This is a genomic window from Marinomonas sp. THO17 (assembly GCF_040436405.1).
Taxonomy (GTDB): Bacteria; Pseudomonadota; Gammaproteobacteria; order Pseudomonadales; family Marinomonadaceae; genus Marinomonas.
Map to the genome: position 1 here is coordinate 3,140,049 of NZ_AP031575.1, position 24,247 is coordinate 3,164,295.

The 24,247-nt window shown below is 45.4% G+C and carries 20 protein-coding genes; 12 read left to right on the forward strand and 8 right to left on the reverse strand.

The features are described 5' to 3' along the window. Positions 1 to 125: 125 nt before the first annotated feature. Positions 126 to 890: a GGDEF domain-containing protein gene (locus ABXS85_RS14885; protein WP_353667311.1), complete on the forward strand. Its 765-nt coding sequence runs from the start codon at positions 126 to 128 to the stop codon at positions 888 to 890. A 238-nt stretch (positions 891 to 1,128) separates the two neighbouring features. Here ABXS85_RS14885 and ABXS85_RS14890 read toward each other — a convergent pair whose 3' ends face one another. The 3 genes from ABXS85_RS14890 to ABXS85_RS14900 form a co-directional block, all read right to left on the reverse strand. After that, complete coding sequence (locus tag ABXS85_RS14890; RefSeq protein WP_353667312.1) at positions 1,129 to 1,980, reverse strand: amidohydrolase family protein; 852 nt, start codon at positions 1,978 to 1,980, stop codon at positions 1,129 to 1,131. Between the two features lie 9 nt (positions 1,981 to 1,989). Beyond that, positions 1,990 to 3,129: a mandelate racemase/muconate lactonizing enzyme family protein gene (locus ABXS85_RS14895; RefSeq protein WP_353667313.1), complete on the reverse strand. Its 1,140-nt coding sequence runs from the start codon at positions 3,127 to 3,129 to the stop codon at positions 1,990 to 1,992. Positions 3,130 to 3,213: 84 nt separating this feature from the next. Continuing rightward, positions 3,214 to 3,939 carry a FadR/GntR family transcriptional regulator gene (locus ABXS85_RS14900; protein WP_353667314.1) on the reverse strand — a complete coding sequence of 242 codons (726 nt, stop codon included), beginning with the start codon at positions 3,937 to 3,939 and terminating at the stop codon, positions 3,214 to 3,216. 260 nt (positions 3,940 to 4,199) lie between these two features. Here ABXS85_RS14900 and ABXS85_RS14905 point away from each other — a divergent pair, with 260 nt between their 5' ends. From ABXS85_RS14905 to kduD, 11 genes are all read left to right on the forward strand, one after another. Beyond that, positions 4,200 to 5,198 (forward strand): TRAP transporter substrate-binding protein, encoded by a 999-nt coding sequence (locus tag ABXS85_RS14905; protein ID WP_353667315.1) that lies wholly within the window; start codon positions 4,200 to 4,202, stop codon positions 5,196 to 5,198. A 74-nt stretch (positions 5,199 to 5,272) separates the two neighbouring features. Further along, positions 5,273 to 5,839: a TRAP transporter small permease gene (locus tag ABXS85_RS14910; RefSeq protein WP_353667316.1), complete on the forward strand. Its 567-nt coding sequence runs from the start codon at positions 5,273 to 5,275 to the stop codon at positions 5,837 to 5,839. A 1-nt stretch (position 5,840) separates the two neighbouring features. Further along, positions 5,841 to 7,124 carry a TRAP transporter large permease gene (locus ABXS85_RS14915; protein WP_353667317.1) on the forward strand — a complete coding sequence of 428 codons (1,284 nt, stop codon included), beginning with the start codon at positions 5,841 to 5,843 and terminating at the stop codon, positions 7,122 to 7,124. Positions 7,125 to 7,134: 10 nt separating this feature from the next. Further along, on the forward strand, positions 7,135 to 7,935 hold the full coding sequence (locus ABXS85_RS14920) for an NAD(P)-dependent oxidoreductase (protein WP_353667318.1): 801 nt from the start codon (positions 7,135 to 7,137) through the stop codon (positions 7,933 to 7,935). Positions 7,936 to 8,060: 125 nt separating this feature from the next. Next, on the forward strand, positions 8,061 to 8,972 hold the full coding sequence (locus ABXS85_RS14925; RefSeq protein ID WP_353667319.1) for a 5-dehydro-4-deoxyglucarate dehydratase: 912 nt from the start codon (positions 8,061 to 8,063) through the stop codon (positions 8,970 to 8,972). A gap of 59 nt (positions 8,973 to 9,031) precedes the next feature. Further along, a complete protein-coding gene (locus ABXS85_RS14930; protein WP_353667320.1) occupies positions 9,032 to 10,612 on the forward strand; it encodes an aldehyde dehydrogenase (NADP(+)) in 1,581 nt (526 codons plus the stop codon). A 252-nt stretch (positions 10,613 to 10,864) separates the two neighbouring features. Next, a complete protein-coding gene (locus ABXS85_RS14935; protein ID WP_353667321.1) occupies positions 10,865 to 11,746 on the forward strand; it encodes a sugar ABC transporter permease in 882 nt (293 codons plus the stop codon). A 2-nt stretch (positions 11,747 to 11,748) separates the two neighbouring features. Beyond that, positions 11,749 to 12,657, forward strand: a complete 909-nt coding sequence (locus ABXS85_RS14940) for a carbohydrate ABC transporter permease (RefSeq protein ID WP_353667322.1) — start codon at positions 11,749 to 11,751, stop codon at positions 12,655 to 12,657. Positions 12,658 to 12,666: 9 nt separating this feature from the next. After that, entirely contained in the window at positions 12,667 to 13,806 is a 1,140-nt protein-coding gene (ugpC, locus tag ABXS85_RS14945) for a sn-glycerol-3-phosphate ABC transporter ATP-binding protein UgpC (protein WP_353667323.1), read from the forward strand. An 81-nt stretch (positions 13,807 to 13,887) separates the two neighbouring features. Beyond that, entirely contained in the window at positions 13,888 to 15,174 is a 1,287-nt protein-coding gene (locus tag ABXS85_RS14950; protein ID WP_353667324.1) for an ABC transporter substrate-binding protein, read from the forward strand. 263 nt (positions 15,175 to 15,437) lie between these two features. After that, positions 15,438 to 16,196 carry a 2-dehydro-3-deoxy-D-gluconate 5-dehydrogenase KduD gene (gene kduD / locus ABXS85_RS14955; RefSeq protein ID WP_353667325.1) on the forward strand — a complete coding sequence of 253 codons (759 nt, stop codon included), beginning with the start codon at positions 15,438 to 15,440 and terminating at the stop codon, positions 16,194 to 16,196. Positions 16,197 to 16,323: 127 nt separating this feature from the next. Here the strand turns inward: kduD and ABXS85_RS14960 are convergent, their stop codons facing one another. From ABXS85_RS14960 to ABXS85_RS14980, 5 genes are all read right to left on the reverse strand, one after another. Beyond that, complete coding sequence (locus tag ABXS85_RS14960; RefSeq protein WP_353667326.1) at positions 16,324 to 17,937, reverse strand: TRAP transporter large permease; 1,614 nt, start codon at positions 17,935 to 17,937, stop codon at positions 16,324 to 16,326. 15 nt (positions 17,938 to 17,952) lie between these two features. After that, positions 17,953 to 18,630 carry a TRAP transporter small permease gene (locus ABXS85_RS14965; RefSeq protein ID WP_353667327.1) on the reverse strand — a complete coding sequence of 226 codons (678 nt, stop codon included), beginning with the start codon at positions 18,628 to 18,630 and terminating at the stop codon, positions 17,953 to 17,955. A gap of 151 nt (positions 18,631 to 18,781) precedes the next feature. Beyond that, positions 18,782 to 19,774 carry a TRAP transporter substrate-binding protein gene (locus ABXS85_RS14970; RefSeq protein WP_353667328.1) on the reverse strand — a complete coding sequence of 331 codons (993 nt, stop codon included), beginning with the start codon at positions 19,772 to 19,774 and terminating at the stop codon, positions 18,782 to 18,784. 234 nt (positions 19,775 to 20,008) lie between these two features. Then, positions 20,009 to 22,087 carry a GNAT family N-acetyltransferase gene (locus ABXS85_RS14975; protein WP_353667329.1) on the reverse strand — a complete coding sequence of 693 codons (2,079 nt, stop codon included), beginning with the start codon at positions 22,085 to 22,087 and terminating at the stop codon, positions 20,009 to 20,011. Positions 22,088 to 22,146: 59 nt separating this feature from the next. Beyond that, a complete protein-coding gene (locus ABXS85_RS14980; RefSeq protein ID WP_353667330.1) occupies positions 22,147 to 24,165 on the reverse strand; it encodes a methyl-accepting chemotaxis protein in 2,019 nt (672 codons plus the stop codon). Positions 24,166 to 24,247: the final 82 nt, after the last annotated feature.

Here is a 24,247-nt window from a genome sequence, read left to right on the forward strand (position 1 = left end):
CGCGCTCAATGGACACGATAACTTGGTCTCTCTTGCTAAAGCTGAATTGTGCTTATTTAGGTAGAAGACGCAGACGCAGTTTGTGGTTCTTCCGGTTTTATCTATCTATTCGCCTTGGGGGCGCAGTGACTCCAATTATTCGACATTTATTACGTTCATTAGGACGTATAGGCTTGGTTTTGGCCTTAACTCTTTCTGCTATTTTGATTTCCATATTTTTAGATATTACCTTTTCTAAGTTATTGGGTTTTACTCTCGATGTTAAGCGCGATGTCATTATGATCCTGATTATTGCCGGCTTAACGACACCGATTTTGTCTTGGTACTTGGTCGGCCTATTCTTGCATGTCGATGTGATGGAACAAAAAATGAGACACCATGCGTCGATAGACAGTCTCACGTCTGTGTATAACCGTGGTTATTTTTATAAAAAAGGTCTGCTTGCTCTGGCGTCTAAAGCCAGTGTGAAAGAAACCGGCTCGTCTGCTTTTTTTGTTCTCGATCTAGATGGTTTCAAGCAAATTAATGATGAGTATGGTCATCTGTGTGGTGACCGAGCGCTGGTGAGCTTTGCACAAGCTTTGCGCAGTATTTTTCATTCGCCAAGTGTGGTCGCGCGTTTGGGGGGAGATGAATTTTCTGTGTTGTTATGCAATGTCACTAAAGAAGAAGTGGCAAGCATTGCACAGGGTATTTTGGAACGAGTGCGTAATATCATTTTAGCAACCGAGCAAGGCGAACTTAATTTTACCGCCAGTATCGGCATAGCTATGTTTCAAGGACAGGGTGAGCAGGTGTTTGAACGGGCGTTCCAGACCGCAGATAAAACCTTGTATGAGGTGAAAAGGGCGGGTCGCGACGGCTATAAAATTCAAGCCGTCTGCCAATGATTAAATTGTTCTAGTGGTGCCAATATAAGTCTTCTGGGTTATCGACGAATATCGCTTGTCTGGTACGCTTATTTAGTATCCAGCTTTTGGTATCCAGCTTTGTACTAAATCTAATTAAATTGTTTTAGTGGTGCCAATATAAGTCTTCTGGGTTATCGACGAATATCGCTTGTCTGGTATGCTTATTTAGTATCCAGCTTTTGGTATCCAGCTTTGTACTAAATCTAATTAAATTGTTCTAGTGGCGCCAATATAAGCTTTCTGGGTTATCGACGAATATCGCTTGTCTGGTACGATCATTCGGTATCCAGCTTTGTACCAAATCTAATAATCTTGCATCGTTTGGTGCTTGCTCTGGTGTGCCTGAAACGTGTGGCCAATTAGAGCCCCAAATGATGCGCTCAGGGGCATGTTGGATTGCCGCTTTGGTCATCGCTGCAAGATCTTCATAGTCTGGCCCACCACTGGCTGAGCTTTCATAACAGGCGGCGATTTTGTAATAGCAATTGCCCTTATCCAAAAGCTTGAGCACCTGTTTGAATTCGGCACTCTTGGTTTTGACTGGGGGCAAAAACTTACCATGATGATCTAAGCTAAAATTGCCTTTGATCTGATTCAATAGGCTAGCGTGCTCTAATATATCTCGCCCATTGAATTGCACAATACAACTCCAGCCAAATGAGGCAATTTTATCATTAACAGACAACAAATCTTTCAGGCGAACGGCGCCTTGCGTTAATTGCATAATACGTGCCCCACGTGCCCCCATTTGATGCCACTTTTCCAATTCAGCTTCGGTCGTATCAGGCGTTACTACGACAATGCCGCGGGCTTTATCCCCCATACTCTGTACCGCATTGAGCAGTACTTGGTTATCTGTCTGATAAGCGTTTGGCTGAGTGATGACCACCTTTTCTACCCCTAACCATGCCATTACCTGTTTGTAATCTTCAAGGTTGGCGGCATCGCTAGGAAGGTTTGGCCCACCGGGCAAGTTAGGGTGCTGAGCATCATAGACGTGTATATGAGTATCAATGCTACCTTGCGGTAGGGCGATTTTAGGGGCGTTTCCATTTAATAGTCTTGGCATAATGATTTCCTATGCTGCTGGACGATACTTGGCCAGTTCCTCTGGACGGATTTCAATTCCCAAGCCGTGGCCTTGTGGTACTGTTAGGCAACCATGATCAAGCTCAAAGGGCTCAGTGATGATGCTTGAGCGGAAAGGATTGTGAGTTTGATCGTATTCAAAACGTGGGGAATCTGGTGTATAGCCATAAGAGGGTGGGTTCGGCGGAATAATGGCATGGAAGTGCAGTGCTGCTGCCAATGCGACACTGGTGCCCCAAACATGAGGCACGCAGCGCACGCCATAAATATCACACAGGGTGAGCACTTTTTTTGCTTCGCTTAAGCCTCCAACACCACAGACATCAGGCTGCAAAATATCGACGGTATGCTGTTTCAAGGCTTCGCTAATACCCCAGCGCGTGTGCCAGGTTTCACCGCCTGCAAGGGGAATAGATTGACTGGTTCTTAACTTGTGATAGCTGCTTAATGCTTCAGGAACAACGGGTTCTTCAAACCAGAGTAGGTGGCAATCACTGACGGCGTTGGCAAGGCGTGCGGCATTGATGTGATCATAGCCATGATTGGCGTCTATCATGAGTTCGATATCGTCCCCCAAACATTGACGTACCGCTTTGATCGAGGCGATGTCCAAATCTATGCCAAAACCAATTTTGATCTTCACGGCCTTGAATCCCGCCTGTTTGTAACCAGAAACTTCCTCCAACAAACTGGCTATACGATCTTGGCCTATTAAGCGAAAGCCGCCAGTGGCGTATACAGGAATTTGTTGGCGAAAAGCACCGCCTAGTAATTGATGGGTGGGGCATTGGTGATACTTGCCCGCTAAATCCCAAAGGGCAATATCAATGCCACTGATGGCATTAATGGTGGCGCCGCGTTGGCCTTGGTCACGAAAGAGATTGTAAAGCTTGAGCCAGATGGGTTCGATATGCAGGGCGTTGTCGCCAATGAGGTGAGGTTTCATGGCCTGAATGAAAGCATCATTGACGATGCGATTACCTAAACATTCTCCCCAGCCGACCAATCCCTGGTCAGTGTGGATTTCCACCAGTAGGTGATCTCTTGAGGTAAACAGCATGGAGGCGGACTCAAATGGCTGCGCTAATGTGTGGCTCAAGTGGTGGGTAAATATCTCTGTAATCTTCATAAAAAATGACCTTGTGTGCCTGTTTATTCTTGTTAGTTGTGGCAAACATAGCACAAGTCATTTTAAAAAATCCACAAATTCATACTATGATTTTGAGCGCTGTATATCGCGCATCAGTTTGCGATAACGTTCACAGCCATTATCTAGATGAACACGCATCGCTTTTTTTGCGGCGTCAGCGTCACGTGCTTCTATGGCATCTAGAATGGCCTTGTGTTCACGATTGAGGGATTTATCAATTTCTGGGTCGCGAGGTAAACCTGCTTCTTCACGCAACCGAGCTCTTGGAATAGTGCGACGGCCAAGCACTTCCAAAAAATCCACAAAGTGTTGGTTGTTGGTGGCTTTGGCAATGGCCAAATGAAACTCGAAATCTTCTTGTTCGGCGCTTTCGCCTTTTTGCACTTTACGCTCATAAGCATCGAAGCAGCGGTAGATTTCTGCTTCTTGTGCTAATGAACAACGTGCCACCGCAAGGGCTACAGCCTCTATTTCTACGGCGGTTCTGAGCTCCAAAGACTCTATAGTGTCGGTCAGGGTTTGCGTGCTGTTGCGCAGTAGTGAACTGAGTTTTTGCGCAGGTTCTGAGACAAACACCCCAGCCCCTTGTTTGGCCTTAACCAGACCTTCTGCTTTCAAGCTGGCGATGGCTTCACGCAGAACGGTTCGGCTGACAGACAACTCGCTCATCAAATTCGGTTCCGTTGGTAATTTATCGCCGGGTTTCATGCCCAGAGTGGTAATGCGCTGACGAATTTTTTCTGCTGTTTGTTGTGGCAAGCTGGCTTTCATGGTTTTGCTTATTGGCATGATCTGTTGGCCTTTCTAAAACAATAAGATGTTGCTTTTTAATCACTTAAACATGTTATCACATAATATGAATAGCGCTTAATCTAGCGGTTAAGTATTAAGTTTAGAATAATTTTAAATAATTCATACTATGATTATTGTCTATTCCTAATATCTTATGCTACAAATAAAAAAGGTTGGATGGCTATCATTAGGCTTTCGCCTTAAAGTGGCTATCCAAGCAAGCAGAAATAATTACAAGAATAACTGGAGACACAACAATGATAATAAACTTTCCTGCAGGAAAAATTGGCAAAGCTTTGGCTCTGATGACGGCGACTTCGGCAATGGTGTTTTCTTCCGTTGCCAATGCGGAATGGAAAGGTTGGAATATCCATAACACAGGTTACCCTGTGACGGATGCTTTAGAGTCTTTTATTGAGGCGGCTGATAAAGCCACTGATGGTCGTGTTAGTGGTCGAGTTTATAATGGCTCGGTGCTTGGTAGTCAATCCGATGCGATTCAAATGCTGCAAGTTGGTGCCATTCAATTTGCTGGTTTTAGCTTAGGACCAATGGGTGACGCGGTTCCTGAAGTAAACGTAGTATCCCTTCCTTTCATTTTCAAAGACCTTAATCACATGCACCGTGTTATGGATGGGCAGGTTGGCGATCAACTCAGTGATGCCATGGCGAAACAAGGCATTATGTCGTTAGCTTGGTACGACGGTGGTGCACGTTCTTTCTATAACACGGCGAAACCGATTCACACCCCCGCGGACGTTAAAGGTGAGAAATTCCGTGTCATGAACAATGAATTGTACGTTGGCATGGTGGAAGCCTTAGGTGGTAATGCTACGCCAATGGCTTATTCTGAAGTCTATCAATCTTTAAAAACGGGCGTGGTAGACGGCGCTGAAAATAACTGGCCATCCTACGATTCGAGTAACCACTATGAAGTGGCGCCTTATTATTCTTTGACGCAACATTTGATTATCCCCGAGTGCGTTTGTGTGAGTGTGAAAGCGTGGAATGAACTGTCAGCAGAAGATCAAGCAGCAGTGAAAAAAGCGGCTCGCGACAGTTCTGCTTTACAACGTAAGTTGTGGGCGCAACGGGATGAAGAAAGCCGTAAGAAGGTGCTGGCGTCTGGTGTTAAGTTTAATGAAATCAAAGATAAAAAAGCTTTCAGTGATGCGATGAAACCTGTCTACGCGAAAGCGGTGAAAGACAATCCATCCTTGAAGCCATTTATCGAGCAAATTCAAAATACTCAATAACAAATAACGGCTCAGGCTAATTTGCTCTGTTGGCAGATTAGCCTTTTGATGACATTGCTAGCAAGAGTGTGATTATGGCTTTCTCTTCTTCTACACAACCCAAGATCAAATCTATTTTGGATGCGATTGCCTATGTGGTGACCGCTTTATCCGGCGTGTTTTTAGTTTTGTTGGTTGCTTCATTCGGCTGGTTGGTATTTGGTCGTTATGTATTGAATGACACCCCAACTTGGGTCGAGCAAATGGCTATGCTGTTGGTCACCAATATTACCTTTTTGGCCGCGGCGGTGGGGATTCACGAACGCACCCATTTAAGTGTCGACATGCTGTCTATGCTGGTGCCCGAACGAGTAGGTCAGGTTTTTAATATCTTGATTGACTTATGTATTGTCGCTTTCGGTTATGCCATGGCCCTATACGGTAAAGAGCTGGTGGACTTTGCTTGGTTTAGAAGCATTCCCTTATTAACTTTCCTAGAATGGAGAGTTCCGGAAGGTCTCCGCTATTTCCCCGTGGTGGCCAGTGGTGTCTTGATGTGTTTGTTTGCAGGTTATCGAGTGGTTTATGGCACATTAAATGTATTTTCAAAACATTCTTTGTCAGCAGATTCTCATTCTTCTGATGTAGCGGGAGACAAATAATATGGGCTTAGGGATTTTACTGGGCTTATTTGCTCTGTTGACCTTTATTGGCGTACCTGTGGCGTTTGCTTTGGGTATGGCCGCAATTTCAGCGTTTTTTTACGAAGGCTTGCCATTGATGATTGGTTTTCAGCGTATTGTCGCAGGAACCTCTACCTTTTCATTGCTGGCCATTCCTTTCTTTATTTTTGCTGGTGAGTTGATGTTGCATGGCGGCATTGCCGCGCGTTTGATTCGCTTAGCCTCTTCGGCGGTGGGTTGGGTACGTGGTGGCTTAGGGCAGGTTAATGTCTTCTCCAGTATGCTGTTTGGTGGTATTTCGGGTTCCGCGGTAGCCGATGTGTCGGCACTGGGTTCTTTGTTGATTCCGGTGATGAAAGAAAAAGGCTATGACGATGCCTATGCGGTCAACGTCACTGTGACCTCGTCTATTGCCGGCATCATGATTCCACCCAGCCACAATATGATCTTATACGTCGTAGCCGCAGGTGGCGGTATGTCTGTTGCCAGTTTGTTTATGGCCGGTATTGTGCCAGGTATTTTAATGTGTGTGTTGTTAGGACTGGTGGCCCGCTGGATGGCGATCCGCAATAACTACCCAACAGAACCCTTTGCGGGTTTGAAAGTAATTTTTGTTGCTTTCTTAGCCTCATTTCCTGGATTGATTACCGCCATTATTGTAGTAGGTGGTGCTTTGTCAGGCGTATTCACCGTGACCGAATCGGGTGCCATTGGCGCGATTTACGCTGTGTTGATTACTGCTCTAGTGTATCGCTCTTTAAGCTTGCGTGACTTCTGGATAGCTGTGATTCGTTCTGTTCGTACCACAGGTCTGGTGATGATCTTAGTAGGTTGTGCGTCCGCTTTTGGTTATATGTTGGCCTTGTATGAAGTGCCGAAAGTATTGGCCACAGGTTTAACGTCGATTTCAGATAATCCGATTATCATCTTTTTGATGATGAACCTGATTTTATTGCTATTGGGCATGATCATGGACATGGCGGCATTGATTCTGATCTGTACACCTATCTTTTTGCCTGTGGCAGTGAGCTTGGGCATGGACCCCATTCAGTTTGGCATTATGTTGATGATGAATTTGGGCTTAGGTTTGTGTACTCCTCCAGTAGGCGGTTGTTTGTTTGTTGGTTGTGCCATTGGTGATGTGCCGATTCAACGCGCCGTGAAAAGCATTTGGCCATTTTATCTGGCGATTTTGGCGGCGTTAATCTTAGTGACATTTGTGCCTGCTATTTCTATGACATTACCAAACTGGATTAGTGGTTAAGGGGAAAGATATGAAACGAGTATTGCTGACAGGCGCAGCCGGTACTTTGGGCAAGGCCATGCGCCGCACCTTAGCGGGCTGGGCGGATGAATTGGTGCTGTCCGACTTAGTACAGATTACCGACCTGAAACCGGGTGAGTCTTTTCAAGCCTGTGATTTGGCGGATTTTGATGGGGTAAAGGCCTTAGTAAAAGGCTGTGATGGCATTATTCATCTGGGCGGGCAATCCATTGAAGGCACCTTTGAAAGCATTCTCAATGGCAATTTGAAAGGCACTTATCATATTTATGAAGCGGCTCGCCAACATCAGGTAACACGTATTTTCTTTGCTAGCTCAAATCATGTGGTGGGCTTTCATTCCCGTGAGACACGTTTGGATGCGGACAGTCCAATGCGACCAGACAGTTTGTATGGCGTGTCAAAAGGCTTTGGCGAGTTGTTAGCACGTTATTACTTTGAAAAATTTGGCATTGAATCGGCTCTGGTACGTATTGGCAGTTGTCTGCCTAAGCCGCTTGACCGTCGTATGTTGTCGACCTGGTTAAGCGAAGAAGACATAGCGGATTTAGTGAAGTGCGTGTTCCGTGTCAATCGCTTAGCTTGCACTGTGGTCTATGGTGCATCAAATAACCCTTGGTCTTGGTGGGATAACCGTAAGTCCAATTTCTTGGGATGGCAGCCGAAAGATTCGTCGGCACAATTTGAGACAGAGGTGTTGGCACAAGATCCGTTACTGGATGGTGATCATCCCGCATTGTTATTTCAAGGAGGTTTTTTTGCCACTGCAGGCCACTTTGAAGACGATGATTAGGGCTAATTTTAGCTAACGAACTTTTTTAATTTTTAACTCCTAACAATGACATTTTTGCTCAGCAATATGGGCAGGGGTTTCGTTTGCCCAAAATTTGGGTATTTGAATAATAAGAGGACTCTTTTATGGCACTTTCAATTGAGCAAATTCGTTTGTCTTTAAGTGACGGTTTACTGTCATTTCCAATCACGGATTTTGATGCGCAAGGGCAGTTTCAGGCGGATACTTACCAACAACGTATTGAATGGTTTATTGAGCAGGGTGTGTCGTCTGTGTTTATTGCCGGTGGTACGGGGGAGTTCTTCTCTCTTGGCTTGGAAGAATACCAAGCGATTTGTCGTGTTGCGGTGGATACCGTGGCAGGTCGAGTGCCCGTTATTGCCAGTGCTGGACGCAGTGTGATTGAGGCAAAAGCCTTTGTGAAAGCAGCGGAAGAAGCGGGCTGTGACGGTATTCTATTAATGCCGCCTTTCTTAACCGAGTGCCCAGAAGACGGTGTGCTAGAGTATGCCACGCAAATCATGCAAAGCAGTGCGATGCAATTTATTTACTATAATCGTGCGAATGGCATTTTGGGGGCAGAAAGCGTACAGCAATTAGCGGCGCAAAACCCTAATTTAATTGCCCTTAAAGACGGTGTCGGCAATGTGGCGGCGTTAAACGATACCATTAAGACAGTTGGCGATCGTTTGGTTTACATTGGTGGCGTTCCAACAGCAGAGATTTTTGCCGAAGCCTACTTAGCCATTGGTGTTAACACCTATTCTTCTGCGGTGTTTAATTTTATGCCAGACATGGCGAATCAATTTTATAAGGCACTGCGAGCGGGTGAAAAAGCCACAGTGAAAGCCATAGTGAAAGACTTTTTTATTCCTTTTTGTCGTTTGCGTGACGAGAAAAAGGGCTATGCAGTCAGCTTGATTAAATCCGGCGCTAAGTTGATTGGTCGTCCAGCGGGAGAGGTGCGTGCACCATTAACCATGCCGACTCAAGAACAAGAAGCACGTTTGCAGGCACTGATCAAGGCCAACCAATAACCACAGTCCTAGATTTTCGGGTCTGGGGTTGTTTAACGATTCAATGTATGGAGAAAACAATGCAAATTACAGGACATATGCTGATCGGACAAAGCTCGGTACAAGGTCATAAAAAAGCCATTCGAGCATTGAACCCAGCAACCAATAAGTATCTGCAGCCGGAATTCTTGGGCGGTGATCAACAGCATGTTGATCAAGCGGTGGCATTGGCTTGGCAAGCATTTGATGATTACCGTGCTATGGCCCACGAGCGTCGAGCGGAGTTTCTGGAGACCATTGCGGATGAAATTCTAGCCCTTGGCGATCAGCTAGTAGAGCGAGCAATGGCGGAAACAGGCTTACCGCAAGCGCGTATTGAAGGTGAGCGTGGTCGAACCATGGGGCAATTACGCCTGTTTGCTTCCGTCGTTCGCATGGGGAAATTTCTCGATGCGCGCATTGATCCTGCCCTGCCTGATAGGGCACCGCTGCCGCGAGCGGATTTGCGTTTGCAAAAAATTCCATTGGGTCCAGTGGCCGTGTTTGGTGCCAGTAACTTCCCATTGGCCTTTTCGGTGGCGGGTGGCGACACCGCTTCAGCATTGGCTGCTGGTTGTCCTGTGGTGGTAAAGGCGCATTCGGCTCATCCGGGCACCTCTGAATTGGTTGGTCGTGCTATTCAGCAAGCGGTGAAAAAATGTCATCTGCCAGAAGGGGTTTTCTCTTTGTTGTTTGGTGCAGGCTCCGATGTGGGGGGCGCTTTGGTGGCCCATCCTGATATTAAAGCGGTGGGCTTTACTGGTTCCCGCGCGGGTGGTGTGGCCTTGATGAATATTGCTGCGAATCGTTCTGAACCCATTCCAGTTTACGCTGAAATGAGCAGCATTAATCCAGTTTTTATGATGCCTAACAAGCTGGCTGAAGCCGCCAAAGCGGTGGCATCTGGCTTTGTTTCTTCCTTGGCGATGGGAGCAGGGCAATTCTGCACCAATCCAGGTTTGGTGGTGATCATGGATGGAGCGGATTGTGAGGACTTCTTGCAACAGGTTGCAGAGGACATTCACGGGCTGGACACACAAACTATGCTCACGCCCGGCATTTATCAAGCCTATTGTGATGGCGTGAACAGCTTAGCCTTGCATGAAGGTGTGACTTTACTAACCCAATCTGCTAGTTCGGATTTACCTAATCAGTGTCAGGCGCATGTCTTTGTTACGCAAGCTAAGACTTTCCTTGCTGACAAGAGCTTAGAAGGTGAAGTCTTTGGTTCGACCTCATTGATCATCAAGTGTCAGAGCCTTGAAGAGTACCGCCAACTGGCCGAGCATTTTGAAGGCCAGCTGACGATTACCATTCAAATGAACGACGCGGATCAGGAGGCGGTGAGAGCGCTTTTGCCTGTGTTTGAGCGTAAAGCTGGACGCTTATTGTGTAATGGTTATCCAACTGGCGTGGAGGTGTGTCAGGCCATGGTACATGGAGGGCCATTCCCTGCAACATCAGACAGTCGTTCTACTTCCGTAGGCAGTGCGGCCATTGAGCGTTTCTTACGTCCTGTGTGTTATCAGGATTTCCCAGCGAGTTTGTTGCCAAGCAGTGTGCAAGACGATAATCCTCTGACAATCCCGCAACTGGTCGACAGCCAACTCAAGTTAGCTTGATATGTTAGTGGCATGTGGATAGGTGTCACATTAGCGAGGCTTTGGCCTCGCTTTTTTTTATCTCTCTCCCCTAAGCCTACTTTAGCCCGTTTTAGGAGGCTTCTAGAGGCTTACTAAAAAATAATTGAAAAGAGCGAATCATTTTTTTGAAAAAGCATTTCAAAAAAATGATTAAAGTCATTGAAAAAATGAAATCCCTCCACTAATATCGAAAATGCAACGTTAATAACAACAAAATAGAGTTGATACAATATGTATGAAAATCGACGGTTAGGCTTGGCCTATATCAGCCCCTACATAATTGGATTGCTGGTTTTTACCGCTTTTCCATTTTTGTCGTCATTGATCATTAGTTTTACCGACTATGATCTGATCAATCCGCCGCAATATATTGGCTTGGACAATTACAGTTATATGCTGGATGACGATACTTTTTATAAGTCGATGGGCGTGACCTTCGCTTATGTTTTCCTGACGATTCCCCTCAAATTGGCCTTCGCTTTGTTTATTGCCTTCGTACTCAACTTTAAGTTACGCGGCATTAAATTTTTCCGTACCGCTTATTACATTCCTTCTATCTTGGGAAGCAGTGTGGCCATTGCGGTATTGTGGCGCGCTATCTTCTCCCTTGACGGTTTGCTCAACAGCTTCTTAGGGGTGTTTGGTGTGGAGCCGATTTCCTGGTTAGGTGAGCCAGTGTTTGCCATGTTCTCAGTCACGCTATTGCGGGTTTGGCAATTTGGTTCTGCTATGGTGATCTTCCTTGCCGCTCTGCAAAGTGTGCCTCAGTCGCAATACGAAGCCGCTATGATTGACGGTGCGTCTAAGTGGCAAATGTTCACTAAAATCACAGTGCCTCTGATTACGCCGGTGATTTTCTTTAACTTCATTATGCAAACCACTCAAGCTTTCCAAGAGTTTACTGCGCCTTATGTCATTACTGGTGGTGGTCCTGCGAAATCGACTTATCTGTTCTCTTTATACATTTATGAAACCGCCTTTAAGTATTTCGACTTAGGTTATGGCAGTGCCTTGGCATGGGTATTGTTTGTGGCGGTGGCCATTTTTACAGGGATTTCCTTTAAGTCTTCTAAATACTGGGTGTTCTATTCTGGTGATAAGGGTGGTAAATAATCATGACAAAATTATTCATAGATAAATCCACCTCAGCCGTGGTCGATAATGATCGTCATTTGCGCGTGCAAATGCGTAAGCAGAGAATCGGTGCCGGTATTCGTTACTTTATTCTTTTGTTCTGTGGTCTGGTGATGCTGTATCCCTTGTTTTGGATGTTTTCAGCGTCATTCAAACCCAACCATGAAATCTTCAGTTCGTTGAGCTTGTGGCCTAAAGAATTCTCTTTGGACGGTTTTATTAATGGTTGGAATACGGGAACGGAATACACCTTCGGGCGTTTCTTTCTGAACACCTTCTATTATGTGGTGCCGAAAGTCATCTTAACGGTGATTTCTTCTGTCATAGTCGCTTACGGTTTTGCCCGCTTTGATATTCCCTTCAAGAAGTTTTGGTTTATTACTTTGATTGCGACCATCTTGTTGCCGACTTCCGTGTTGCTGATTCCGCAATATTTGATGTTCCGTGAAATGGGCATGTTAGACAGCTATATGCCGCTGTATTTACCAATGGCGTTTGCCACGCAAGGCTTCTTTGTTTTTATGCTGATTCAATTCCTGCGCGGTTTGCCAACCGACATGGAAGAGGCAGCTATGATCGACGGTTGTAACTCTTACCAATTGCTGTGGTACATAGTGGTGCCAATGCTAAAACCCGCCATTATTTCTGTGGCCTTATTCCAGTTCATGTGGTCAGTAAACGACTTCTTAGGTCCACTAATTTATATATCAAGTGTTGAAAAATACCCCATCGCACTCGCGTTGAAGTTGTCCATTGATGTCACCGAAGGTACCCAATGGAATGAAATTCTTGCTATGGCATCGATTGCCATCGTTCCGTCAATTGTCGTCTTTCTGATTGCGCAAAACTATTTTGTGGAAGGAATTACGTCCGGTGGTGTTAAAGGTTAGGTAGCTATTATGTCTAAAGTTGTATTAGAAAATTTAACGAAAGTGTACTCGAACGGTTTTAAAGCGGTTCATGGGATAGATTTAGAAATCGAAGACGGTGAGTTCTTAGTGGTGATCGGACCTTCGGGTTGCGCTAAATCCACTACATTACGCATGTTGGCCGGTTTGGAATCCATTTCTGGTGGCACCATCACGATTGGCGATCGTATCGTCAATAATTTACCGCCAAAGGATCGTGGTATTGCCATGGTGTTCCAAAACTACGCCTTGTATCCACACATGAGCGTGCGGGAAAACTTAGGCTTTGGTTTAAAACTGGCCAAGGTTGGCAAGGCAGACATTGAGAAGCAGGTTAACGAAGCCGCCGAATTGTTGGAATTAACGCCTTTATTGGATCGTTTGCCGCGTCAATTGTCTGGTGGTCAGGCACAGCGTGTGGCGGTGGGGCGTGCCATTGTCAAACGTCCTCAGGTTTTCTTGTTCGATGAACCCTTATCGAATCTGGATGCGAAATTACGTGCCTCCATGCGAGTGCGTATTTCTGATCTACACAAAACCTTAAAGCAAACCAATCGCTCAGCGACCAGTGTCTACGTCACCCACGATCAAACGGAAGCCATGACCATGGGTGACCGTATTTGTGTCATGAAAGATGGGCACATCATGCAAGTAGACACGCCAGCCAATCTTTATAAATACCCGCGAAACCTATTTGTTGCAGGCTTCATTGGAGCGCCAGAAATGAACATGGTGGAAGCAGACTTGTCACGCAATGAGCAGGGGGAATATCACCTGTCTTTGGCACAACAAGGGCTGATTTTGTCAGCAGAAAAAGCTCAAAAAGTGGCGGATAAATTCACCTCAGATGTGGTGTTTGGTATTCGTCCAGAGTTTATCAAGTTGGCTGATGATAACTCACCGCAAGGTGCCGTAGTGAAAGGCACAGTGATTCGTATGGAGAACATGGGAGCAGAGTTTTATGTTCATTTCTCTGTCGATGGTGAGAAGAAGGAAATGTGTGCTCGAATTCCTTCTGACATTGTAGAAACACAGTTATGGAATTCAAAAGGTAAAGAGCAGTTGTTCCATTTTGAAATGAACAATGCCCATATCTTTGATAAGCAAACCGAGGAAAATATCTCTCTCTAACGGCTTTTTATGTGCTGCCAGCACTTGTCTCTAGCGGCGCTAAGAAGTTTTAACATTATGTTATAAACGAGGAAAGCAAGCATGAAAATAAAAACAATAGCTATGTTGGTCGGATTAGCAACCGCAGGATCTATGGTCAGTGTCAATGCCAGCGCAGAAGAGTTACGTATGTCTTGGTGGGGCGGGAACTCTCGTCACGCGGCGACCAATGCTGCCGTAGATGAGTTTGAAAAAGTGAATCCGAACATCAGTGTCAAAACAGAATACACAGGTTGGGGTGGTCACCTGGAGCGTTTGACCACGCAAATAGCCGGTAATACTGAACCGGATTTGATGCAAACCAATTGGAACTGGATGCCGATTTTCTCCCCTCGTGGTGATGGTTTTAAAGATTTACGTGACTACAGCGATATTCTGGATCTCAGTCAGTTTGATGAAGCAGCGCTAGCGGCGGGTACCAACAATGGTAAGTTGAATGGCATTCCAAACTCCATGGCTGCACGTATTTTCTATTTCAACAAGGACACATGGGACAGAGCGGGCTTGCCTTACCCAGTGACTTGGGATGATTTCATGAAAGCAGGCCCAGTCTTCAAAGAAAAGCTGGGTGATGAGTACTTCCCATTGGTGTTGGAAGGCCGTGATGTGATTGCCTTGAACCGTTCTTATATGGTGCAGAAATACGGCATCCCAATGATAGATGAAGACAACAAGCGCATTGCTTATTCTGACGAGCAAATGTTGGAATTCTTTAAAATTTACGAAGACATGGTGAACAACCATGTGGCGCCAAGCAGTAAATACATTGCGGGTTTTGGTGCGGCCAACCTTTATGAGCACAAACCTTGGATCAATGGCGAATGGGCTGGTTTGTACATGTGGAACTCGGCGATCAACAAGTATAACGATAACCTAAAACCACCTATGTCATTGGAGTTAGGCTTCTATCCAATGATGAAAGGAGCCAGTGATGCGGGTCTGTTTTATAAGCCAGCGCAAATGTTCTCCATTGGTAAAAACTCAGAAAAACCTGAAGAGGCGGCGAAACTGTTGAACTTCATTCTCAATGAGCCAGCAGGTTACAAAGCCATGGGCTTAGCCCGTGGTGTGCCGTTGAGCTTGGCGGCGCGTCGTGCCTTGATGCTAGACGGTACAATCAAAGAGTCTGATTTGTCTGTGGCGGGTCTTGGGCAAATCAATGACCTTCCTAAGCAACTACAGACATCGGCTTACTTTGAAAATCCGCAATTTGTCAGCTTGTTCCAAGAGTTAATCGAAAAAATGGACCAAGGACAAATTACCGTAGAAGAAGCGGCAGATGACTTCATGACACAAGGTAATCGTATCTTGCGTCGTGCAATGCGCTAGTCAATAGCTTGTGCGATTCGACAGAGTCGCACAGTCATTTAGCAAACAAACAGGGACGTTTGTTTGAGCTTTAAAAAGCACTTTCACTTTATTTTTTATGCCAATGCTGGTTGAGCGGCTGAGAATTGGCTTTATGTTAATATATGAAAAGCTGTTTCATTAAATTTAAAAATATATTTTCTTGTGTTATTCTGAATGGACATGCGAACTGCTTTGCCATTGTTCGGCAGATTTCTGCAGTGAAAAATTGATTAGGTGATTTTATGAAAGAAATGTTTGATCTAAGCAACAAGGTGGCCATAGTTACCGGGTGTAATACGGGTTTAGGACAAGGTATGGCTTTGGCGCTGGCGAAAGCGGGTGCCAATATTGTTGGTGTCAATCGTGAAAATCCATCAGAAACCATTGAACTTATGGCGGCAACAGGTCGCAAGTTTCACAGTGTGATTGCGGATATGAGTAAAGTAGACGCGGTTGATCTGGTTATTAACGAGGCTGTCGCTGCATTTGGCCAAGTGGACATACTAGTAAACAACGCTGGTATCATTCGCCGTAATGATGCCATTGATTTCAGTGAAAAAGACTGGGATGACGTCATGAATGTGAACATTAAGTCGGTGTTCTTTATGTCACAAGGCTTTGCTCGACAAGTGATCAAACAAGGTACGTCAGGTAACATTATTAATATTGCTTCCATGCTGTCTTTCCAAGGGGGGATTCGAGTGCCTTCTTATACAGCATCAAAGAGTGGTGTAATGGGGGTTACCCGTTTGCTGGCCAATGAATGGGCACAGCACGGCATTAATGTGAATGCCATTGCGCCAGGTTATATGGCCACCAACAATACGCAAGCCTTGCGTGCTGACGAAGCGCGTTCGAGTGAGATATTAGGACGGATTCCAGCGGGTCGTTGGGGCTTACCGGAAGACATGGCAGGGCCAGTGGTCTTTTTGGCATCGGATGCTTCACGTTATGTAAATGGCTACACCCTTGCCGTAGATGGTGGTTGGTTGGCTCGTTAAAGCAGTCGATAAAGCAAGGAATTGTACAGAGTCAAAAAAAGAGCCGTACCTTTTCAGGTTACGGCTCTTTTTTGTGGTTAAGAGACTCTAGTCTATAGAAGGTCTCTCATTGTTTCTCAGTCAGTCATTACTGAACTATTTCTGGCCCCATAATGCTGTAAGGCAAGGCGGTCGATAGTGCAGGAATGTAAGTTACCAATACCAAGAACACCATCAATACCAATACGAATGGCATAGCGGCTTTTACCACGCGGGCCAAACTCATGCCGGTGATGCCTGAGGTAACGAATAGGTTCAAACCTATGGGTGGGGTAATCATACCGATTTCCATGTTAACCACCATGATGATACCCAAGTGGATTGGGTCGACACCCAGTTCCATAGCAATAGGGAATACCACGGGGGCAACGATGACCAAAAGACCTGATGGTTCCATGAACTGACCACCGATCAACAATAGAATGTTGACTGCGATCAAGAAGGTAAACCAGTTGAACCCAACGCCCAACATCCACTCAGTAATGGCTTGTGGAATACGCTCTGCTGACAAGGTGTGAGCAAACAACAAGGCATTGGCGATGATGAACATCAACATGACAGTGGTTTTGGTGCCTTCCAACATAACTTTGCGAGACTCTTCGCCAAACAAAGATGGGAAGAAGCCGCGTAACATCAGACTTAGATTACGACCCCAAATGGGTAAACCTGCCGCCAAACAAGCAATAATAGAGGCATCCAACTTAGCAGAGCGTTTGTAAACATAGAAAACGCCCAACAAGACAGACATGATCAACCCCCATAGGGCACGATCACCGCCCGTGATGGTTTCACTGTCCGCAAGAGCGAAAAATGACATGATTTCCCACACCAGGAAGAAGGACACACCATAAACCGTACCATTGAAACCCACACGGGCGTGCGGTGCATCATTGTCGTTGGTCCAAGTTTGGCCTTTCAGTGGGCCCATGTCACGGTACACAAAGAGGGCGATAAATATAGAGTATACTGCTGCCACAACCGCTGCTTCAGTTGGTGTGAACACACCACCATAGATACCCCCCATGATGATTACCACAAGGAACAAGCCCCAACCAGCGTCTTTACCGCCACGAACTAGGTTACCAAATCCTTTCCACTCTTCAGCAGGTAGCTTCTTGATGCGTGCCACGACATAGATGGCCAACATCAACATACCGCCAGCCATCAAGCCTGGGATAACCCCTGCCAAGAACATACGACCTACGGACACGTCAACTGACGCTGCGTATACCACCATAACGATAGAAGGTGGAATCAAGATACCCAAGGTGCCTGCGTTAGCAATGATGCCTGCAGCAAACTCCTTGGAGTAACCCACCTGACGCATACCCGCAATGGCAATGGTACCGATAGCAACCACTGTGGCTGGCGACGAACCAGACAAAGCTGCGAACATCATACAAGCCAATACGGATGCCATGGCCAAACCACCGCGGAAGTGACCCACACTGGCAATGGCGAAGTTAATCAGACGTTTTGCTACACCACCGGTCGACATGTAAGACGAGGCGATGATGAAAAAAGGGATGGCCAGCAAGGTATAGTGCTGACCCGCTCCAAACAAGGAAATGGCCACAGACGATAATGAGTCGTGAGAAAAGAAAGTAATAAATAAAATGGACGATAAGCCCAACGAGATACCCACCGGCAAGCCGATAAACAGCAGGGTCAGTACCAAGGAAAAGAGAATAAGAGATTCCACAATAAAGCTCCCGTGCTAGTCTTTTAGGGCGTTTTGATTTTCTTTGACAAGGTCTTGAGCTTCATGACCGCTGATCAACATGTCGCGTTTGCCACGCGCAATGTTGATGAAGGCTTGCAAAGAACGATAAGACAAAAGCGCCAAACTGATGGGCAGAATCACTAATACAATCCAGCGTTGAACACGTGGGCGTACGCCAAACCATTCTTGAATAAAGGCTGGGTAACGCAATTCTTCAGAGCCAATACCAATGCGGAACATTTTTGACCAGTATTCAATCGCACCACCGCGTACATCGACACCCAGCATGGCCAACCAAGTAGAGTCTAATAGAATCAATCCATACAGCATGGCGGCAGCAGCACCGAATAAAGAAAGGCCTTTGGCAATAGGGCGAGGAACAGCGTTAAGCACAATGTCGACACCTAAGTGAAGACTGGTTTTGATGCCGTAACTCATGCCTAGCAAGATCAGCCAAGAGAAAGCAATGGTGTTGAATTCCAGAGCAGCATCCCAGCCTGTGTTAAAGCCATAGCGAGCAATTACCTGACCGAAAGACACAAGCATGATGGATGAAATAACAATAATGAGCAGGTTTTCTTCTGCTCTTTCCATTACCTTTGGAAAGCGCTTTTCTAAACCCCAAATAATCAGGATAAAGAAGAGTAAATATAAATGTGGCCAATATGCCATGAGGTTCTCCTAGTGCTTGTGGAGCAAAACAATAAACAGCAGCGTGTGGCAAGATTGTGAAACTATAGGGTCATCAGAAGGAGACGGTGGTCACATTAACACCACAAAGAGCTGGCCCCAAAGGGCCAGCTCACTGCAGGGTAAGACTAACTTATGCGCCAGCTGCCGCGTTGATTAGATCTGTACCTATGTAGTTTTCGAACTGCTTCCACACAGGCTTCATTGTTTCAACCCAAACGTCTAGTTGTTCAGGTGTTAGAGTATTGATCTTACCGCCAGCCTTAAGAATGTTAGCACGGTTCGCCGCTTCTTTGGCTTTTACAGAAAGGTTCGCTTCTTGAGTCACGTCATCAGCAATTTGTAGGAATTGCGCGCGATCCTCAGATGATAAGCTGTCTAGGAATTCAGAAGACGTCATGAATAAGTAAGCCAACAATTGGTGGTTGGTTTCTGTAGTACTGTCTTGCACTTCGTAGAATTTTTTCGTGTAGATGTTTGACCAAGTGTTTTCTTGACCATCTACCACACCTGTTTGTAAAGCGCCATATACTTCAGAGAAGGCCATAGCTTGTGGAGAAGCGCCCATTGCTGCAATCATTTGTTTTGCAACATCAGAGGTTTGTACACGGAATTTCAAGCCTTTGGCATCGCTTGGTAGGATAAGCGGTTTGTTGGCAGAGAAGTATTTCATACCAGACATCCAGTAACCTAATCCTACGAAACCTGCGTATTCATCCATTTCCAATAAAAGTTTTTTGCCTTCCGGGGTTTTGGTAAAGCGAATGGCGTGATCCATGTCTTTGAAAATGAAAGGTAGGTCGAATACACCATATTTATCTGTGTAAGAACCGAATTTAGATAGAGAAGGTGCTAGCAACTGAACGTCGCCTAGCAAAAGTGCTTCAAGTTCTTTTGAATCACCAAAAAGCGTTGAGTTAGGGTAAACCTCAACACACAACTTTCCGTCCATCTCTTTATTAACGCGCTCTGCAAAATTATTAGCAGCAACCACTTTAGGGTGCGTTGTACCACCAGTCACGTGACTGAATTTTACTACACGCTCACCAGCATCACAGTTGGCTAAAGCGGTATTTGCAGAAAACGCTAAGGCAAGAGAAGTTAGAGCAAGACTGATTTTTTTCATTTTTATAAGACTCCAAAAAGCTTATTTATTATTGTTGCCTGTTTCTTTGTCACATGGACGAGCAAAACAGGTATTGCTAGGGTCAGTCATTTACATAATTTATGCCAATTCTTTAAAAATTTACTTAAATTATTGATTTTATTGATTTTAAATTTATTCTTTCTGAAGTGTATATGAGAATTAAAGAAGGCTTATGGGGGAGACTTGGCACACTTGTTAAAGCTGTATGGGTGGTTATCCGCCCATTTTTATAAGATTTGCCTCATGCTCTTTCAGCAATAATTTGAGACGCTTGAGTAAGTCTTTTTTTCCTGAAAGGCGTGCTTGTGCTTGTAATACTTGTGTAGGGCGTCCTAACCCTGTGGCAAGAAACGCCTGATGCAGTGATTGATGAGATTGCAAATGACCTTGAATAGCCAGTTGTAAACAGGCTTTGTATAAAGCTGGTCGCAAACTCTCTAAGGGTTTGTGATGGTGAATGAAAAGCCTAATTTCACTCATTTCAGACGAAGTTAATTGCAGTGACATGGGAAGGTGAGTTAAGTCACGATGAGATGCTAAAATACGTAAAATTAACTCACAAGAAATGTCCTGATATTGCAGTAAAAGACTCGGACAAAATTTGTCCAAAAAACGCCTACGCCAACTGGGGCAAACCCTTTTTGCATCATGGCTGACTGCTTTTAGCATCATAATGGAATAACAACCGCTGGCCTGATCTTTGGCGGTACCCAGTCGGACAATTTGATAATCGTTTTTTAGCCAAAAAGACAGTACCTCTGAAGTAACGGCAAAGCTGGTGGCGAGAAAGTCACAGGCTTGTTTCGCCTTTTGCCCTATGTGCTGCAGTAATTGACTGCCGATGCCTTGGTTATGCAGAGAAGGTTGAGTGGCAATGCGGCTGATGCGCCAATACTGAAACTGCCCTGCATCCGCGATGGCTTCATGGGCCAGTAAAGATTGCGGTAGCAAATGTCCCCGTGGGCGTCGGTTCCCTGCCATGATCTGTTGACTCAGTTGCTCATTCAGCTGACCTTCTTCACTGACAATGGCGAGAGCACGCAATTGGTTTGATTCATAAAGACTGTGAAGCTGTAAAGAAGGGTCGTCTAAAACCCAGCGAAGATTATCGGCTGTTGTTTGATAATGGGCCTTGGCCAGTAATTGAAATGCTTGCGCCAATTGATTGGGGGTATTAAGCCAGTCCTTGGCCTGATTGCTTTGATAGTCCAAAGCACTTGATGGTATTTTTTGCTGAGTTATTTCTGGCCAAGACTGACTGAAAAAGAAGCTGTCGCTCACCCAAGCTTCGAGTGGGTCATTTTTCCCCCATCGTATTGGTTCCTCTAGTTCAAGTTGCATGACCTGAGCTTGAGCAGCGTGTTGTTGCTGTAAATAACGATAAAAACGTAACCCAAAACCTCTTCCAGCCCCTTCATAACCATAGTCTGTGGTGCTAAATAAAGTGGTTTTAGCGCGTTTGCTTAACTCGATGAGCTGCGGCACTGGCAGCATGGCCGCTTCGTCTACTACCAGTAGATCCCAGTCTGATGCATCTGCCAAGAAAGCATCGGGAGCATAAAAAGGCAGCTCAATTTCCTTGCCATTTTGTTGGCAGCGAGTAAGAAATTGCTTTCTTAGGGTGCCGATGGCATCTTGATTAACCGCCACTAAGGCCACTTTGCCATGACTTCGGCATAAGATGGCTAAACTGTCACCCAGTAAAGTGGATTTGCCACGACCACGAGGGGCGCATAACACATAATGCTTTGCTGTGCCTTGTAGTAAGGTTCGTTGAGCTGTGTGCTGGGCTGGCGTTAACGAAATGTGTTCTGGTAGGGCATCAAGGGCAGGAAGTGGTGACAAATTTGATGTGAAAAGGGCTTGGGCATTTTCTAATCGAGAGAGTAGATAATCCTTAAAATAGCTCTGTACCTGCTGTGGCTCATAGGGCCAAGGCAAATAACGCCCCAAATCTTTATCCACATGGCTTTGCCAATCGTCTTTTGGTAAGGCTAGGGCAAACAAACCTCCGCCCCGAACGGTACCCGCTAATATTGCCAAGGCACTGGCTGAAACCCCTTGTGTGAGATCAAGTAAGACCGCTTGATGAGTTCGACCAAGCTGCTGACGAACCTGTTTGAACGAACAGGTCTCAAAGTCATCTTGATTGAGGGTTTGATAAAGGCTAGGGTCTTGACTGCAAATAAGAGGACGGCTCAAGTGTTGAGTGACGTGCATAAATTGCGACAATATCTCATGAGTGTTACCTCTAATAAGTAGGCAATGGCGATGATTGTCGAGGTGCGTCATACAGGTCTCCTTGTTGCCACATTATGATACTGTGACAACAGGAGAGAACCAAGACCAGTTTACTTGATGGTAAAAATAGACAGATCTTTCTGTAGTTCGTTGGCTAGGTCAGAAATTGACCGACTGTGCTTTTGAGATTCTTCTGCCTTAGACTGAGTATGTTGCGCTGCATTTTCCAGTTCTTCGGCGTTGCGACGAATTTGCGTTGACGCCACACTCTGTTCTTCCGTCGCTGTGGCGACGTTGGTGATGCCCATTTCCACTTCTTGAATGGATTCAAGGATATCATCCAATAGTCGATCCGCTGTTTGCGTCTGTTCTATGCTGTTTTGTACCTGCTCTGAGCCTTGTTCCATGTCTTGTACGGCTGAATGACTGTTGCTTTGCAGTTTATCCACCACATTGCGAATCTCTTCGGTTGAATTTTGGGTACGCTGTGCCAGTACACGTACCTCATCGGCAACCACAGCAAAGCCACGACCTTGCTCTCCAGCACGAGCTGCTTCGATGGCCGCGTTCAACGCCAAGAGGTTAGTTTGTTCTGCGATGTTGTTGATGACAGTGACGACCTCACCAATGTCTTTCGAGCTGTTCTCAACCTGCTTGATGGTGTCAGATGCTTGTGAGAACGCGGATGACAACATGCCCACCGTTTCTTCTACCTGTTTCATTGCATGGTGACCTTGTGTGGCCAAGTGAGAGACTTTAGCCGATTGCTCGGAGACCTGATTTGAGCTTTGCGCTACTTCCTCAATCGATGTCGAAACCTGAGTAATGGCAGAACTGACTTGAGCGGTTGCTTGTTGGCTTGAGTCGGCACTTTGCACCAGTTCTTTATTCGCTGAGGATATGCCTGCTGTAGAAGACAATAGATTTTCACTAGAGGTTTGAATCTTGCTGACCAAGTTAATAAGATTGTCACGCATTTTAACCGCATCGCCTTGCAACAAATCAATTTCATTATGACTCTGTTTGTCTACCTTTTTGTGAAAACGGAAAGCAAGATTTCCCTTGCCCAATTCAGACATGGCTGTCGACATTTCTTTTAGTGGAGCCAATGCTTTACGGATAAAGAGTATTAAAATAAAGGTTAAGCTGATGGCGCATACTAGGGCGATAATAGCGACAATGAAGAGTACCTGATTTACCTCTTCCGTATATTCATCGTCATAGGATTTTAAGCTCACTACCCAACCCCATTTAGAGGCTTTTTGGAACACTATTTTAGAAGGGCGAGCTGTGTCGTCTTTGTCTGTGACTTTTACTGCGTAGCGAATGGTACCCTTGTCATACTGGAAAAGCTTTTTAAAGGTATCCGTTAATTCACTGCTCAGTTGATAAAGGTTCTTGCCTTCAGCAGTAGGATGAATGATCAACAAGCCTTCTTTTGCTTTGCTGGCGTCAGTGACATAGATATAGCCTGATTTACCAAAGACCGTTTTGTTCAAAGAGTCGCGCAATGGTTTGATGATGGCTTCAAGAGGAAATAATTGTTCAATGAACACACCTTTTTGGCCTTGCATCGGCTGGTACGAAGCAAAGTACTCTTTGCCATCGATGACCCTTCTGCCGACGAAGTCATTATTGCTCAGTAATGCTTTACTGACGTTGGAATTGGTTTGGATGTCTATGGGGAGATTGGGATCAGAGCTGGCACCGCGATAGAGCTTACCTTGTTTGGAAAGCAGAATGCTGATGTCTGTGTTCATTGCATTAGCAAGGTCTTTTATCACTTGGCTACTGCCGTTAATGGATTTTCCATTTAACTTTAGGCTTGGTAAAGATATTCCTTTTACTTGTGAGTTGCTATTGGCATTCACCCTCATGCCTTGCAAGCTCATATTAATAATCTTGTTGTTGAAGCCTGAAATGTGGACAAAGGAATCGTAAAGGCCATTGATGCGATTTACCACCAGCTCCACTTCCTTCTCTTGGTGTTTTGTCACTATCTTATTGATTTCGCTATTGAAGAGTTGTCCTATGACTAACACCAGAATAATAAAACTAATTAATACTGCCAGTAGTGTGCCTGCCCCTAATTGTTTTGGCAGCGAAATTCTTTTAAAAGTTGAGATCATACAGCTTATCCCCATGGTTTGATATTGATGCTTTCGCCAAATAGTAGTGAATGCAAATTGTGAGAGAGTATTACAAAAAACC